A 17,800-nucleotide genomic window follows, 5' to 3' on the forward strand; every position below is an offset into this window, starting at 1 on the left:
CATTGGTGACGTAGGGATTTTCTTGCGTATTAGTGTGAAGCCGATCTTCGATAATCCGAGCCGTTAGCCCGAGTGTCGGCTGGACAGTAGTTCACTGGGTCTATGGAAAGGTCTTATCAACACGCAAATTCTGGGCGGGATAGCTCAATGGATCCAGGGCAACGATCGATGCAGCTGACATTTGGTGACGCCGAGGGCTTGGACAAGCGGACGCGCTGGGAGTTCTCTCTAGCCGAGGTGTATCGGGTGGTGCCGTGGAATGCACTGTTGGCGTTGAGCGATGCCGCGCTGGAGGAAGACTCGTACGGCACGCCTATGATGCGCCGCTTTGCGCGGATGGACAGCCTGGACGACATCCCCGTCGAGACGATTCCTCAAGTTCCGCCAACTGCTGGACACGCACGATCTCGCCCAATAGTTGTTCGGACACGCGAACTCGCATCTGTCGCGCAGGGGGCTCAGCCTGTGCAGCCGCACGATCGTGGATGCCCCGATAATCGCCACGCTCGGCTCGACCAAGGACGCCGATGGCTAGCGCGATCAGGAGATGCACCAGACGAAGAGGGGCAACCAGCGGCACTTCGGCATCAAGGTGCACATTGGTGTGGACGGTCCATCCGTGTTGATGCGTTACGCCGCATGCACAGCGAAGAACGAGGTCGGTGTGGTGTAGGTCACAAATTGCCGCATGGCAAGGAAGGCACGCTCTGCAGCGACAGCGACTATAGCGATGCGGGCAAGCGCGAGGAGCTACACCAGTTGAAAGCAGGGTTCTGGATCGCGCAGAAGCTCTCGCATGTGCATGCGATCAGGAACAAGCGCGAGGGCTACTTCAAGTCCAGTATTCGTGCGATGGTGGAGTGCCGGTTCCGGGTAATCAAGTGGCAGTTCGGTTATGCCAAGGTGCGTTATCACGGCTTGGCTAAGAACGCGGCGCAGCTGCTGGCGTTGTTTGCGTTGTCGAACCTGTGGATGGTGTGCAAGCTATTGTTACCGGCGATAGGACAGATGAGCCGGAAAATCTGGGCAACGCAGCTTGGAAACCATGCCGGGAATCTCGCTTTAGAGACCGCTGATGCAAATCGCGCGGCATTTGGCGTGCTCAGGCTGCATTGTTCTTGTCTTCCTTGGCGCCTTGGGAGTCGGGGCCGATTTGGATTGGGTCGCGGTGAGAATTTTTGAATATTTCCGGAATGGAGCGAAAATATGTTTGGTGATTTTCCACTGACATTAGCGCAACGGGATATTTATTTTGATCAGCTGCAACATCCCGGTAGTCCTTTATATAATGTCGGCGGCTACCTAAGGCTGGGAAGGATCGACCTGCAGAGGGCGTCGCAAGCGCATGGCGCCGTTGTCCAAGGAAATGATGCGTTCGGTATCCGGATGGTCGATTCAAGGCGCGGACCGCGACAACGCATTGCGCTAGATCGGTCGACTGGCCTGCCGATTATCGATCTGTCCACGAGTGTCTGCCCTGAGAGTGAGGCTTTCAAGTGGGTAAAGCGTTTGTTTGAAGAGCCGCTGTCTATTGTCAATGTAGAACTGTTCAAGACCTTTCTACTCAAGCTAAGCGAATCCGAACATTGGTATGTGGGGTTAGCCCACCACTTGGCAATAGATGGCTGGGGGTTCGCCAACTGGGGAAGAGCTTTTTCTGCCCACTACAGTGCGACGGATTGGCAGCCGGAAGCGCTCAGTTTGCAAGGTATTGCAAGCAGTGACGAGCTATATTTATTTAGCTCACGCTATGAGCAAGATAAGAATTATTGGCTGGCGGAGTGTGCCTCGCTACCGGATAGGCTGCTCCCTCCCCATTATTGTCAGGAATCTGGCGTTGGCAGTCTGCGTTGTACTGTCGCAATCAGTGCGCCGGAATTGCATTCAGTCCAGGATCTGGCAAAAACATTGGGCGTATCCACAGCGCATGTGTTGCTTGGAGCATTGATTTCCTGCTTGGGATTGAGTTACGGTCAGCGCGACATCTTGGTCGGCTTGCCGATACATAATCGGAGTAACGTCGCTAAAAAGAAAGCGATTGGTATGTTCGCTAGCGTGAATCCGCTCAGGTTGATTCGAGATAAAGGTCTGAGTTTTTCGAGCTTCGTTCGGTATATCGCCGGTCGTCAAAGAGAGGGCTTCCGCCACCGACGGTATCCAGTCGGGGACATTGTTCGGGATTTGGGTTTATCTGGTCAGGATATTGGCCTGTATGATGTTGGCTTCAGCTATCTAAAGGTCGATGATGGGCCTCTCATGGAAGGAGTCTCATCAGAACTTGTCTATGTGAGCAATAGCCATGAAATGACGCCTCTAATGGTCACCGCTTGGGAGGGCGGAGGAGAGGAAGGAGGTGTTGAGGTCAAGTTGGATTGTAATGAATCCTATTTCAATGCAGACGAGGTGGAATTACTCGCCAATCGCTTCCGGCATGTTTTGCGTGTGGCCCTCCGGTCGCCCGATGTCGAACTCGGTCTTGCAGATGTGATGCCTGAGGAGGAGCGGGAGCAACTGATGCGGGCATTCAATGCCACGGCGGCGGAGTATCCGCGCGAGGCGCTGATTCATGAGTTGTTTGAAGCGCAGGCTGCGCAGCGACCGGAGGCGGTGGCGGCGGTGTACGAGCGGCAGTCGCTGAGCTACGGTGAGTTGAATGCGCGGGCGAATCAGGTCGCGCATCGGCTTATAGAGTTGGGAGTCAAGCCGGACGACCGGGTGGCGATCTGCGTGGAGCGCAGCCTGGAGATGGTGGTGGGGTTGCTGGGTATCTTGAAGGCGGGCGGAGCGTATGTGCCGCTGGACCCGGCCTATCCGGCCGAGCGGTTGGCTTACATGCTTGAAGACAGTGCGCCGGTGGCTTTGCTGACGCAAGAGGTGCTGGAAGATTATTTGCCGGCGCGCGGCGTGCCGACGCTGTCGTTGGATGCACACTACAGCCGGGCATTGTTCGCGGCCCAGCCGACTAGTAGCCCGGAGGTATCCGGATTGACGTCGCGGCATTTGGCGTATGTGATATACACATCGGGTTCGACCGGTACCCCTAAGGGGGTGATGGTCCAGCATGAAAATGTTGTGAGTTTTATCGCCGGGCATATTCGCCTGTGTAAGCTTGATCACTCTGACCGGGTGCTTCAGTTTGCATCATTCGGATTCGACAGTTCGGTCGCCGAGATGATGCCGACCCTTGCCGCGGGGGCAACAATTGTGTTGCGTCCGGAACACCTGAGTCCTGATCAGTTGAGTGGGTTTCTGGAAGCGCAGCAAATAAGTGTGGTGGATTTGCCGACTGCATTTTGGAGCGCATGGTCAAGACAGGTTTCAGGGAGTTCTGCACTGTCAATCGGCAGCGCATTGCGACTGGTGATCGTTAGTGGCGAAGCGGTTGATCTCCGACATCTGCAGTTATGGAAAGACAACCCGAATACTCGTCTATGCCGATGGCTAAATAATTACGGCCCGACCGAAACCACTGTGAATGCTACTGCATTTGCGTTGGAGTGTTTCACTGAGGATTTTGCGAATAGAAGTGTGCCAATTGGTCGGCCCATTGATAATGCAAAGATCTATATATTGAGTGTATGTGGCGCGCCCATGCCAATTGGAGTGTCGGGCGAAATCCATATTGGGGGTGCCGGGGTGGCGCGGGGTTACCTGAACCGCCCGGAGTTGACGGCGGAGCGTTTCCTGAAGGATCCGTTTTCGCCGGCCCCGGAGGCACGGATGTACAAGACCGGCGATCTGGGCCGCTGGTTGCCGGACGGGACGATTGAGTTTTTGGGGCGCAATGACTATCAGGTCAAGATTCGGGGATTCCGGATCGAGCTGGGGGAGATCGAGGCGCAGCTGACGGCATGCGCCGGTGTGCGCGAGGCGGTGGTGGTGGCGCGTGAGGATGAGGCGGGCGACAAGCGTCTGGTGGCCTATCTACTCGCCGAGGCGGGCACCGCGCTGTCGGCGGTCGAGTTGCGTGCCGATCTGTCCTCACGGCTTCCGGACTACATGGTGCCAAGCGCGTTTGTGCAGTTGGAAGCCTTTCCCTTGACGCCGAACGGCAAGCTGGACCGCCGGGCATTGCCGGCGCCGGACGAGGCGTCTGTGGCCAGTCGCGAGTATGAGGCCCCGCAGGGCGAGATTGAGGAGACGTTGGCCGGGATTTGGCAGGAACTGCTGGGTGTTGAGCGGGTGGGACGCCGCGATAACTTTTTCGAGCTGGGTGGACACTCGCTGCTGGCGGTGACACTGGTGGAGCGTCTGCGTGAATCGGGCTGGGGGATGGCGATGCCGACGATCTTCACTGCCCCGACGTTGCACGCGCTGGCAACGACGCTGAGCCGCAAGTCCAGCACGGCAGAATCGCTGATACCGGAAAATCTGATCGGCCTGGATACCACGGAGATCACACCGGACCTGTTGCCGCTGGTGAGCCTGACCCAAGAGGAGATCGACCGCATCGTGGCGTCCGTACCGGGTGGCATTGCCAATATTCAGGATGTCTACCCGTCGCTGCCGATGCAGGAAGGTATGCTTTTCCACCATTTGCTAGAAGAGAAAGGGGATACGTACCTGTCGCGCGATGTGTTGGCGTTCGACAGTCGGGAGCGGCTGGATGCCTTTGTGGCGGCTCTGAATCAGGTCATTGCGCGGCACGATATCCTTCGCACTGCGATGCTGTGGGAGGGGAGGCTGTCGAAACCGGTGCAGGTGGTGTACCGAGAGGCGCCGTTGCCGGTGCACGAAGTAGCGCTGCCGGAGACGTCGGCAGCGACCGAAGCGCTGCACCGGCAGGTCGATCCACGGCAGATGCGTCTGGATGTGCGACGGGCGCCGTTGCTGGCAGCGTATGTCACGGAGGATCACGAGCACGGCGAATGGTTGCTGGCGCTGTTGCACCATCATGTGGTGTGCGATCACGTTACGCTGGAGTTGGCGCTAACCGAGGTGGAGGCGGTGTTGCGCGACGCCAGCGCCTCGTTGCCGACGGCGCTGCCGTTCCGTAACGTGGTGGCGCAGGCGCGCCAGACGCCGATAGCCGAGCACGAAGCCTATTTCCGGCAGGAACTTGGCGAGATCGACGAGTCGACGGCGCCATTCGGCGTGTTGGACGTGCAGCACAGCAGCACGGAGGTGTCCGAGTCGGTGATGCCGCTGGATGTGGAGTTGTCGCGCCGGATTCGCGCTTGCGCGCGTCGCGAGGGGATATCGCGGGCGGTGCTGTTCCATGTGGCTTGGGCGCAGGTGCTGGCTAGGTGTACCGGGCGTGAGGAGGTGGTATTTGGAACCGTGCTGTCGGGCCGAATGCAGGGGTTGAGTGGGTTGGATCGAGTGCTGGGCATGACTATCAATACGTTGCCTCTGCGGGTGTCGCTCGGGGAGCGCAGCGTACGCCGGGTGGTGCAGGAGAGTGCACAGCGCATGCAGGCGCTGGTGGCGCATGAGCAAGCGCCGCTGGCGTTGGCGCAGCGCTGCAGCAGTGTGTCGCCATCGATGCCGTTGTTTACGACATTGTTGAATTATCGGCATGGTGATGTGAGGGCAGACGGAGGCTTCTTCTCTTTGGTAGAAGGCGTACGCCTATTCCCGGTGAAAGAATTCACAAACTATCCCATCGTTGTCGCTGTCGACGATATAGACGCGGGCTTTATCGTAAGAAGTCAATGTACTTCAATGATTAGTGCGTCGCGTCTGAATCATTACTTGTTGACCGCATTAACTGGCTTGGTGGAAGCATTGAGCGAGGATGCGGAAACGCCGCTGTGCAAGGTCGACGTACTGCCGAGTTCCGAGCGCGCGCAGCTGGTCGAGGAGTTCAACGCCACGGCGGCTGAGTATCCACGCGAGGCGCTGATTCACGAGTTGTTCGAGGCGCAGGCCGCGCAGCAACCGGAAGCGTTGGCGGTGGTGTATGAAGACCGGCGCCTGACGTACGGAGAGCTCAATGCGCGGGCGAACCAGCTGGCGCATTATCTGATGGGTCGGGGGGTAAAGCCAGACGACCGGGTGGCGATCTGCGTGGAGCGCAACCTGGAGATGGTGGTGGGGTTGCTGGGGATCTTGAAGGCGGGCGGGGCGTATGTGCCGCTGGACCCGGCCTATCCGGCCGAGCGATTGGCTTACATGCTTGAAGACAGTGCGCCGGTGGCGTTGTTGACGCAGGCGGATGCAGCCGCACACTTGGCGGCGCTGGAGGTGCCGGTGCTGGAGCTGGATGCAGCCGAAACCTGCGGGTTACTTGCTGAGCAGTCGACGGGCAATCCCGATGCACGTGCCGGCGGCCTGACGTCCGGGCATCTGGCGTATGTGATTTACACCTCGGGTTCGACCGGCATGCCCAAGGGTGTGATGGTTGAGCATCGCAGTGTTGTTAAATTAGCAAATTCTGGAGATTACATTAAGCTTGATGTCGATACCGTCGTGGCGCAGGCGTCCAATGTGTCATTTGACGCGGCTACCTTTGAAATCTGGGGTGTATTGGCGAATGGGGGAAAGCTGGTTGTTGTTAAAAAGGATGTGCTCATTCATCCAGAGCGTCTGCAGGAAATTATCGATAATGAGAATATTGACGCGTTGTTTGTTACAACAGCGCTCTTTAATTGCATTGCGCAAAGTAATCCATCCAGTTTGATGGGGCTGGATACTCTCCTGTTTGGTGGGGAGGCTGTGTCCCCCCAGGCAGTGACGATGGTTATAGAAAATGGAATGCCTAATCGATTGGTTCATGTGTATGGCCCAACTGAGAACACGACCTTCAGCACCTGGTTCCAGGTTGCAGGCCTCACGCCAGGCATAACGGTGCCGATTGGCCGTCCGATCGCGAACACCCAGATTTACATTCTGGATAGGCACGGGGAGCCGGTGCCGCTGGGGGTGCCGGGCGAAATCCATATTGGGGGTGCCGGTGTGGCGCGGGGTTACCTGAACCGCCCGGAGTTGACGGCGGAGCGTTTCCTGAAGGATCCGTTTTCCCCCGTCCCCGAGGCGCGGATGTACAAGACCGGCGATCTGGGCCGCTGGTTGCCGGACGGGACGATTGAGTTTTTGGGGCGCAATGACTATCAGGTCAAGATTCGGGGATTCCGGATCGAGCTGGGAGAGATCGAGGCACGGCTGGCGGCATGCGCCGGTGTGCGCGAAGCGGTGGTGGTGGCGCGTGAGGATGAGGCGGGCGACAAGCGTCTGGTGGCCTATCTACTCGCCGAGGCGGACACCGCGCTGTCGGCGGTCGAGTTGCGTGCCGATCTGTCCTCACGGCTTCCAGACTACATGGTGCCAAGTGCGTTTGTGCAGTTGGAGGCCTTTCCCTTGACGCCGAACGGCAAGCTGGACCGCCGGGCATTGCCGGCGCCGGACGAGGCGTCTGTGGCCAGTCGCGAGTATGAGGCCCCGCAGGGCGAGATTGAGGAGGCGTTGGCCGGGATTTGGCAGGAACTGCTGGGTGTTGAACGGGTGGGACGCCGCGATAACTTTTTCGAGCTTGGTGGACACTCGCTGCTGGCGGTGACGCTGGTGGCACACGTCCGCGATGTGCTGCAGGTAGAAGTGCCGCTGCGTGAGTTGTTCGCGCGGCCGACACTGCGGGCGCTTGCCAAACACGTGGAGCAACAAGGGCAATTGTGCGAGCTGCGCCGGGTGCTTATTGCTGGGCATGCGAAAAACAACGATGAAATAGTGGTCGAAATATGAGCTTGCTGAATATATTGCGAGAGTGTCAGCGCAAGGGAATTAGACTGGCAATTAAAAATGACAAATTGTTGGTTAGCGCGACGAAGGGGGAGTTGACGCCGGAGTTGCGTGCACGATTGTCTGAGTTTAAACCGGAAATTTTGGATTGGCTGACGACAAAATCTTTGTCCATTACCGCTATTACGCGAAAATCGGTGCGTGATTTGCCGCTGCCGCTATCGTTGGCGCAGCACCGGCTGTGGTTTTTGGACCGTCTGGATGCGTCGGCGAGCGCGGCTTACCACATTCCGGCGGCGCTGCGCCTGTCGGGCGCACTGAACCGGGAAGCGCTGCAGGCGACGCTGGACCGACTGGTGGCGCGGCACGAGTCCTTGCGCACCCACTTTGTGGTGACCGAGAACGAGCCGTGCCAGGTGGTCGCTGCCGAGGACTGCGGTTTTACGCTGACCGAGCAGGATCTGCGCAGCCTGGAGGGCGAAGCGCAGCAACGGGAGGTCGAGCGATTGGCGCGGGAAGAAGCCGGCGCGGCGTTCGACTTGACGAGCGGTCCGTTGATCCGGGGTCGGCTGTTGCAGTTGGCGGCCGAGGAGCACGTGTTGCTGATCACGCAGCACCACATCATCACCGATGGCTGGTCGCTGGGGGTGATGGTGCGGGAGGTGGGTGCGCTGTACACGGCGTTTAGCCAGGGGCAGGCGGATCCGTTGCCAGCGCTGGAGATCCAGTATGCGGACTATGCGGCATGGCAACGCAGCTGGCTGCAAGGCGAAGAGTTGGAGCGTCAGCTGGGTTTTTGGCGCGAGCACCTGGTCGGGGCGCCAGGGTTGTTGGAGTTGCCGAGCGATCGGCCGCGTCCGGCGGTGCAAAGTTATGCTGGCGGTAGCGTACCGTTCGAGTTGACGCCGGAGTTGACGGCGCAGCTGCGAGGCTTGGCGCAACGCCACGGGTGCACGTTGTTCATGGTGTTGCTGGCGGGCTGGTCGGTGTTGTTGTCGCGTCTGAGCGGGCAGGAGGACGTGGTGATTGGCACGCCGGTGGCGAACCGCCAGCGCCGCGAGGTTGAAGGGCTGATCGGGTTTTTTGTCAACACGCTGGCGCTGCGGGTGCGGATGGAGGAGGCGCCGAGCGTGGCGGAGTTGCTGGCGCAGGTGAAGGCGACGGCACTAGCGGCGTTTGCTCATCAAGAGCTGCCATTTGAGCAGGTGGTGGAGGCGTTGCGTCCGGCGCGCAGTCTTGGCCACGGCCCGGTCTTTCAAACGATGCTGGCGCTGAACAACACCCCGGATGGAGGAGCGTTGGAGCTGCCGGGATTGACGCTGGCACCGCAGGACAGCGCTATCCCCACCACCCAAGTCGACCTGTCCTTGCACCTGGCGGATGGCGGCAATGTTTTTAGCGGGATGTTGGTCTATGCCAGCGACCTGTTTGACCGCGGGACCATTGAACGTTGGGCGGTTCACTTGCAGCAGTTGCTGTCGGCGCTGGTGGCCGAGGAGCAGCGGAGCGTGGCCACGCTGCCGCTGCTGACGCAGGGCGAGCGCGCGCAATTGTTGGAAGGATTCAATGCGACGGCGGCGGAGTATCCGCGCGCGACGCTGATTCATGAGTTGTTCGAGGCGCAGGCCGCGCAGCAACCGGAAGCGGTGGCGGTGGTGTATGAAGACCAGCGCCTGACGTACGGGGAGCTCAATGCGCGGGCGAACCAGGTCGCGCATCGGCTTATAGCGCTGGGAGTCAAGCCGGACGACCGGGTGGCGATCTGCGTGGAGCGCAGCCTGGAGATGGTGGTGGGGTTGTTGGGGATCTTGAAGGCGGGCGGAGCGTATGTGCCGCTGGACCCGACCTATCCGGCCGAGCGATTGGCTTACATGCTTGAAGACAGTGCGCCGGTGGCGGTGTTGACGCAGGCGGATGCAGCCGCACAGTTGGCGGCGCTGGAGGTGCCGGTGCTGGAGCTGGATGCAGCCGAAACCTGCGGGTTACTTGCTGAGCAGCCGACGGGCAATCCCGACGCACGTGCCGGCGGTCTGACGTCCGGGCATCTGGCGTATGTGATTTACACGTCGGGTTCGACCGGCATGCCCAAGGGCGTGATGGTCGAGCATGTCAGCGCCATGAATTTGATCGCGGCACACGCTGTGCAATGTGGACTTGTATCGACAGACCGTGTATTTCAGTTTTCTTCGTTTGCCTTTGACGCATCTGTAGAGGAAATCTTCCCGGCGCTTTCTACTGGTTCGACAATTATAGTTAGATCCACAGAATTTTCATTATCGAACGAGTCATTTTCTGAATACATCAATCGATACGGTATCACTGTCGTCGAGTTGCCGACGGCGATTTGGCATCAATGGGCGCTAACACTTAGTAATGCCGTCTACCGTTCATTGCGTTTAGTGGTGGTTGGTGGGGAAAAGGCAGAGCGCCGAGTTATTCGGGTATGGCGCGATGCAGGTGGAATGAGAAGCTGTTGCTGGTTAAACACATATGGGCCAACGGAAAGCACGGTTTATTCAGTAGCTATTTCATTTGATGAGACGGTGGATCTCCCTTTAGGAGAAATTCCCATAGGCCGTCCGATCGCGAACACCCAGATTTACATTCTGGATAGGCACGGGGAGCCGGTGCCGCTGGGGGTTTCGGGCGAAATTCATATTGGGGGTGCCGGTGTGGCGCGGGGTTACCTGAACCGCCCGGAGTTGACAGCGGAGCGTTTCCTGAAGGATCCGTTTTCCCCCGCCCCGGAGGCGCGGATGTACAAGACCGGCGATCTGGGCCGCTGGTTGCCGGACGGGACGATTGAGTTTTTGGGGCGCAATGACCACCAGGTCAAGATCCGTGGATTCCGGATCGAGCTGGGAGAGATCGAGGCACGGCTGACGGCATGCGCCGGGGTGCGCGAAGCGGTGGTGGTGGCGCGTGAGGATGAGGCGGGCGACAAGCGTCTGGTGGCCTATCTACTCGCCGAGGCGGACACCGCGCTGTCGGCGATCGAGTTGCGTGCCGATCTGTCCTCACGGCTTCCCGACTACATGGTGCCAGGCGCGTTTGTGCAGTTGGAGGCCTTTCCCTTGACGCCGAACGGCAAGCTGGACCGTCGGGCATTGCCGGCGCCGGACGAGGCGTCTGTGGCCAGTCGCGAGTATGAGGCGCCGCAGGGCGAGATTGAGGAGGCGTTGGCCGGGATTTGGCAGGAACTGCTGGGTGTTGAACGGGTAGGACGCCGCGATAACTTTTTCGAGCTGGGCGGGCACTCGCTGCTGGCGGTGCGGCTGATGGCGCATGTGCGCAGTGTTTTAGGGGTCGAGGTGGCCTTGCGCGAGTTGTTTGCCCATCCGACATTGCAAACGCTAGCCAACGTGGTACAGGAGGCACAGCACAGTACATTGGGGGCCATCACGAGCGCCGACCGCACTGAGCCGCTGCCGCTATCGTTGGCGCAGCACCGGCTGTGGTTTTTGGACCGTCTGGATGCGTCGGCGAGCGCGGCTTACCACATTCCGGCGGCGCTGCGCCTGTCGGGCGCACTGAACCGGGAAGCGCTGCAGGCGACGCTGGACCGACTGGTGGCGCGGCACGAGTCCTTGCGCACCCACTTTGTGGTGACCGAGAACGAGCCGTGCCAGGTGGTCGCTGCCGAGGACTGCGGTTTTACGCTGACCGAGCAGGATCTGCGCAGCCTGGAGGGCGAAGCGCAGCAACGGGAGGTCGAGCGATTGGCGCGGGAAGAAGCCGGCGCGGCGTTCGACTTGACGAGCGGTCCGTTGATCCGGGGTCGGCTGTTGCAGTTGGCGGCCGAGGAGCACGTGTTGCTGATCACGCAGCACCACATCATCACCGATGGCTGGTCGCTGGGGGTGATGGTGCGGGAGGTGGGTGCGCTGTACACGGCGTTTAGCCAGGGGCAGGCGGATCCGTTGCCAGCGCTGGAGATCCAGTATGCGGACTATGCGGCATGGCAACGCAGCTGGCTGCAAGGCGAAGAGTTGGAGCGTCAGCTGGGTTTTTGGCGCGAGCACCTGGTCGGGGCGCCAGGGTTGTTGGAGTTGCCGAGCGATCGGCCGCGTCCGGCGGTGCAAAGTTATGCTGGCGGTAGCGTACCGTTCGAGTTGACGCCGGAGTTGACGGCGCAGCTGCGAGGCTTGGCGCAACGCCACGGGTGCACGTTGTTCATGGTGTTGCTGGCGGGCTGGTCGGTGTTGTTGTCGCGTCTGAGCGGGCAGGAGGACGTGGTGATTGGCACGCCGGTGGCGAACCGCCAGCGCCGCGAGGTTGAAGGGCTGATCGGGTTTTTTGTCAACACGCTGGCGCTGCGGGTGCGGATGGAGGAGGCGCCGAGCGTGGCGGAGTTGCTGGCGCAGGTGAAGGCGACGGCACTAGCGGCGTTTGCTCATCAAGAGCTGCCATTTGAGCAGGTGGTGGAGGCGTTGCGTCCGGCGCGCAGTCTTGGCCACGGCCCGGTCTTTCAAACGATGCTGGCGCTGAACAACACCCCGGATGGAGGAGCGTTGGAGCTGCCGGGATTGACGCTGGCACCGCAGGACAGCGCTATCCCCACCACCCAAGTCGACCTGTCCTTGCACCTGGCGGATGGCGGCAATGTTTTTAGCGGGATGTTGGTCTATGCCAGCGACCTGTTTGACCGCGGGACCATTGAACGTTGGGCGGTTCACTTGCAGCAGTTGCTGTCGGCGCTGGTGGCCGAGGAGCAGCGGAGCGTGGCCACGCTGCCGCTGCTGACGCAGGGCGAGCGCGCGCAATTGTTGGAAGGATTCAATGCGACGGCGGCGGAGTATCCGCGCGCGACGCTGATTCATGAGTTGTTCGAGGCGCAGGCCGCGCAGCAACCGGAAGCGGTGGCGGTGGTGTATGAAGACCAGCGCCTGACGTACGGGGAGCTCAATGCGCGGGCGAACCAGGTCGCGCATCGGCTTATAGCGCTGGGAGTCAAGCCGGACGACCGGGTGGCGATCTGCGTGGAGCGCAGCCTGGAGATGGTGGTGGGGTTGTTGGGGATCTTGAAGGCGGGCGGAGCGTATGTGCCGCTGGACCCGACCTATCCGGCCGAGCGATTGGCTTACATGCTTGAAGACAGTGCGCCGGTGGCGGTGTTGACGCAGGCGGATGCAGCCGCACAGTTGGCGGCGCTGGAGGTGCCGGTGCTGGAGCTGGATGCAGCCGAAACCTGCGGGTTACTTGCTGAGCAGCCGACGGGCAATCCCGACGCACGTGCCGGCGGTCTGACGTCCGGGCATCTGGCGTATGTGATTTACACGTCGGGTTCGACCGGCATGCCCAAGGGCGTGATGGTCGAGCATGTCAGCGCCATGAATTTGATCGCGGCACACGCTGTGCAATGTGGACTTGTATCGACAGACCGTGTATTTCAGTTTTCTTCGTTTGCCTTTGACGCATCTGTAGAGGAAATCTTCCCGGCGCTTTCTACTGGTTCGACAATTATAGTTAGATCCACAGAATTTTCATTATCGAACGAGTCATTTTCTGAATACATCAATCGATACGGTATCACTGTCGTCGAGTTGCCGACGGCGATTTGGCATCAATGGGCGCTAACACTTAGTAATGCCGTCTACCGTTCATTGCGTTTAGTGGTGGTTGGTGGGGAAAAGGCAGAGCGCCGAGTTATTCGGGTATGGCGCGATGCAGGTGGAATGAGAAGCTGTTGCTGGTTAAACACATATGGGCCAACGGAAAGCACGGTTTATTCAGTAGCTATTTCATTTGATGAGACGGTGGATCTCCCTTTAGGAGAAATTCCCATAGGCCGTCCGATCGCGAACACCCAGATTTACATTCTGGATAGGCACGGGGAGCCGGTGCCGCTGGGGGTTTCGGGCGAAATTCATATTGGGGGTGCCGGTGTGGCGCGGGGTTACCTGAACCGCCCGGAGTTGACAGCGGAGCGTTTCCTGAAGGATCCGTTTTCCCCCGCCCCGGAGGCGCGGATGTACAAGACCGGCGATCTGGGCCGCTGGTTGCCGGACGGGACGATTGAGTTTTTGGGGCGCAATGACCACCAGGTCAAGATCCGTGGATTCCGGATCGAGCTGGGAGAGATCGAGGCACGGCTGACGGCATGCGCCGGGGTGCGCGAAGCGGTGGTGGTGGCGCGTGAGGATGAGGCGGGCGACAAGCGTCTGGTGGCCTATCTACTCGCCGAGGCGGACACCGCGCTGTCGGCGATCGAGTTGCGTGCCGATCTGTCCTCACGGCTTCCCGACTACATGGTGCCAGGCGCGTTTGTGCAGTTGGAGGCCTTTCCCTTGACGCCGAACGGCAAGCTGGACCGTCGGGCATTGCCGGCGCCGGACGAGGCGTCTGTGGCCAGTCGCGAGTATGAGGCGCCGCAGGGCGAGATTGAGGAGGCGTTGGCCGGGATTTGGCAGGAACTGCTGGGTGTTGAACGGGTAGGACGCCGCGATAACTTTTTCGAGCTGGGAGGGCACTCGCTGCTGGCGGTGCAAGTAATAAAACGCTTGCAAGGGCATTTCCACGTTGTTGTCTCGTTGCAATCCATTTTCAATACCCCACAACTCGCGGCCTTTGCCGAGAAAATTGATGCGGCGCAAAGGGAGCAGATATCTAGTGCTGATTTGTCCGTAATCCAAGCGCAATTGAACGTAATGTCTGATGAAGAGTTGCTAGCATTTCTAGAGGAAGATAATTCGTGAATGAAGTCATTTCAACACGCGAAATGTTGCTGCGCGCTGCGCTGCATAAGAAACTTCGAATCAAAAACGCGGAACAGCAAGGGGCGCCTGTTCACATTGTGCCGGCCGACCGTACCGAGCCGCTGCCGCTATCGTTGGCGCAGCACCGGCTGTGGTTTTTGGACCGTCTGGATGCGTCGGCGAGCGCGGCTTACCACATTCCGGCGGCGCTGCGCCTGTCGGGCGCACTGAACCGGGAAGCGCTGCAGGCGACGCTGGACCGACTGGTGGCGCGGCACGAGTCCTTGCGCACCCACTTTGTGGTGACCGAGAACGAGCCGTGCCAGGTGGTCGCTGCCGAGGACTACGGTTTTACGCTGACCGAGCAGGATCTGCGCAGCCTGGAGGGCGAAGCGCAGCAACGGGAGGTCGAGCGATTGGCGCGGGAAGAAGCCGGCGCGGCGTTCGACTTGACGAGCGGTCCGTTGATCCGGGGTCGGCTGTTGCAGTTGGCGGCCGAGGAGCACGTGTTGCTGATCACGCAGCACCACATCATCACCGATGGCTGGTCGCTGGGGGTGATGGTGCGGGAGGTGGGTGCGCTGTACACGGCGTTTAGCCAGGGGCAGGCGGATCCGTTGCCAGCGCTGGAGATCCAGTATGCGGACTATGCGGCATGGCAACGCAGCTGGCTGCAAGGCGAAGAGTTGGAGCGTCAGCTGGGTTTTTGGCGCGAGCACCTGGTCGGGGCGCCAGGGTTGTTGGAGTTGCCGAGCGATCGGCCGCGTCCGGCGGTGCAAAGTTATGCTGGCGGTAGCGTACCGTTCGAGTTGACGCCGGAGTTGACGGCGCAGCTGCGAGGCTTGGCGCAACGCCACGGGTGCACGTTGTTCATGGTGTTGCTGGCGGGCTGGTCGGTGTTGTTGTCGCGTCTGAGCGGGCAGGAGGACGTGGTGATTGGCACGCCGGTGGCGAACCGCCAGCGCCGCGAGGTTGAAGGGCTGATCGGGTTTTTTGTCAACACGCTGGCGCTGCGGGTGCGGATGGAGGAGGCGCCGAGCGTGGCGGAGTTGCTGGCGCAGGTGAAGGCGACGGCACTAGCGGCGTTTGCTCATCAGGAGCTGCCATTTGAGCAGGTGGTGGAGGCGTTGCGTCCTGCACGCAGTCTGGGCCACAGCCCGGTGTTTCAAGCGATGCTGGCGCTGAACAACACCCCGGATGGAGGAGCGTTGGAACTGCCGGGATTGACGCTGGCGCCGGTAGCCAGGGATCAGGTGACAACGCACTTCGATGTGTCGCTATCCCTGAGCGATGACGGGGGTGGGATAAGCGGTGCCATTGGCTATGCCAGCGACCTGTTTGACCGCGGGACCATTGAGCGTTGGGCGGTTCATTTGCAGCAGTTGCTGTCGGCGCTGGTGGCCGAGGAGCAGCGGAGCGTGGCCACGCTGCCGCTGCTGACGCAGGGCGAGCGCGCGCAATTGTTGGAAGGATTCAATGCGACGGCGGCGGAGTATCCGCGCGAGGCGCTGATTCACGAGTTGTTCGAGGTGCAGGCCGCGCAGCAACCGGAAGCGGTGGCGGTGGTGTATGAAGACCAGCGCCTGACGTACGGGGAGCTCAATGCGCGGGCGAACCAGGTCGCGCATCGGCTTATAGCGCTGGGAGTCAAGCCGGACGACCGGGTGGCGATCTGCGTGGAGCGCAGCCTGGAGATGGTGGTGGGGTTGTTGGGGATCTTGAAGGCGGGCGGAGCGTATGTGCCGCTGGACCCGACCTATCCGGCCGAGCGATTGGCTTACATGCTTGAAGACAGTGCGCCGGTGGCGGTGTTGACGCGGGCGGATGCAGTCGCACACTTGGCGGCGCTGGAGGTGCAGGTGCTGGAACTGGATGCAGCCGAAACCTGCGGGTTACTTGCTGAGCAGCCGACGGGCAATCCGGACGCACGTGCCGGCGGTCTGACGTCCGGGCATCTGGCGTATGTGATTTACACGTCGGGTTCGACCGGCACGCCCAAGGGCGTGATGGTCGAACACTATAATGTGAATCGACTGGTCATCAATAATCCGTATTTTCAGGCTGGGCCGACAGACTGTCTGGCGCATTGCGCCAACCTGGCATTTGATGCAACGACGTGGGAAATCTGGGGCGCATTGCTCAATGGAGCAAAGCTGCTGATCGTCGACCAGTCGGTGGTGTTAATGCCAGAGTCTTTTGGTAGGCATTTGCAGGAGGGGGGAGTAACGGCATTGTGGCTGTCCGTTGGTTTGTTCAACCAATACGCAAATGTACTGCAAGGAACATTGGGTGGGCTACGTTATTTGTTGGTAGGAGGTGACACTTTACATCCAGGCACGATAAGGCAGGTTCTGACGAGTAAGTACCGTCCCAAGCATGTGGTTAACGGTTATGGCCCGACAGAAACTACAACCTTCGCGTGCACGCATGACATCCAGGCGGTGAGCGAGGATGCAAGTTCAATTCCCATAGGCCGTCCGATCGCGAACACCCAGATTTACATTCTGGATAGGCACGGGGAGCCGGTGCCGCTGGGGGTTTCGGGCGAAATCCATATTGGGGGTGCCGGGGTGGCGCGGGGATACCTGAACCGCCCGGAGTTGACGGCAGAGCGTTTCCTGAAGGATCCGTTCTCGCCCGCCCCCGAGGCGCGGATGTACAAGACCGGCGATCTGGGCCGCTGGTTGCCGAACGGGACGATTGAGTTTTTGGGGCGCAATGACCACCAGGTCAAGATTCGGGGATTCCGGATCGAGCTGGGGGAGGTCGAGGCGCAGCTGACGGCATGCGCCGGTGTGCGCGAGGCGGTGGTGGTGGCGCGTGAGGATGAGGCGGGCGACAAGCGTCTGGTGGCCTATCTACTCGCCGAGGCGGACACCGCGCTGTCGGCGGTCGAGTTGCGTGCCGATCTGTCCTCACGGCTTCCCGACTACATGGTGCCAAGCGCGTTTGTGCAGTTGGAAGCCTTTCCCTTGACGCCGAACGGCAAGCTGGACCGTCGGGCATTGCCGGCGCCGGACGAGGCGTCTGTGGCCAGTCGCGAGTATGAGGCGCCGCAGGGCGAGATTGAGGAGGCGTTGGCCGGGATTTGGCAGGAACTGCTGGGTGTTGAACGGGTAGGACGCCGCGATAACTTTTTCGAGCTGGGTGGGCACTCGCTGCTGGCGGTGAAATTAGTAAACCGAATTAAGGGCGAAATGTTCGTCGATATACCTTTGCGTCGGTTATTTGAAGATGCAAGCCTTCATCGACTTGGGGGTGCTGTCAGTTCAGCACAGTTTGACAAATTCTTGGGGGATGAGTTGATACGGATGGAAGAGGAGCTTTCGGATTTATCAGCTGATGAACTGCGCAACTTGCTAGTGGATGAGAAAGGGTCACAACATGGATAGCCAACGCTCAGTTGAAGAATTGAAGCGAGCAATATT

3 protein-coding genes and 1 pseudogene are annotated in these 17,800 nt (G+C 60.1%); all 4 read left to right on the forward strand.

The window, feature by feature from the left end:
• Nucleotides 1–168: 168 nt before the first annotated feature.
• A pseudogene (locus tag HEP73_RS08520) lies at nt 169–1,011 on the forward strand (IS5 family transposase); the annotation flags it as partial.
• A gap of 195 nt (nt 1,012–1,206) precedes the next feature.
• The gene (locus HEP73_RS08525; protein WP_185822858.1) at nt 1,207–7,680 is read left to right on the forward strand and encodes a non-ribosomal peptide synthetase; all 6,474 of its coding nucleotides are present in this window, start codon (nt 1,207–1,209) and stop codon (nt 7,678–7,680) included.
• Complete coding sequence (locus tag HEP73_RS08530; RefSeq protein WP_221899388.1) at nt 7,677–14,372, forward strand: non-ribosomal peptide synthetase; 6,696 nt, start codon at nt 7,677–7,679, stop codon at nt 14,370–14,372. The genes HEP73_RS08525 and HEP73_RS08530 overlap by 4 nt, the downstream gene beginning before the upstream one ends.
• A complete protein-coding gene (locus HEP73_RS08535; protein WP_221899389.1) occupies nt 14,369–17,764 on the forward strand; it encodes a non-ribosomal peptide synthetase in 3,396 nt (1,131 codons plus the stop codon). The genes HEP73_RS08530 and HEP73_RS08535 overlap by 4 nt, the downstream gene beginning before the upstream one ends.
• Nucleotides 17,765–17,800: the final 36 nt, after the last annotated feature.

Origin of the sequence: Xanthomonas sp. GW (assembly GCF_014236815.1) — a bacterium.
GTDB lineage: Bacteria > Pseudomonadota > Gammaproteobacteria > Xanthomonadales > Xanthomonadaceae > Xanthomonas_A.

Excerpts from the sequence above, each read along its gene's own strand:
- HEP73_RS08525 (WP_185822858.1), top strand. The coding sequence starts at position 1,207 with ATGTTTGGTGATTTTCCACTGACATTAGCGCAACGGGATATTTATTTT.
- HEP73_RS08530 (WP_221899388.1), top strand. The coding sequence starts at position 7,677 with ATGAGCTTGCTGAATATATTGCGAGAGTGTCAGCGCAAGGGAATTAGA.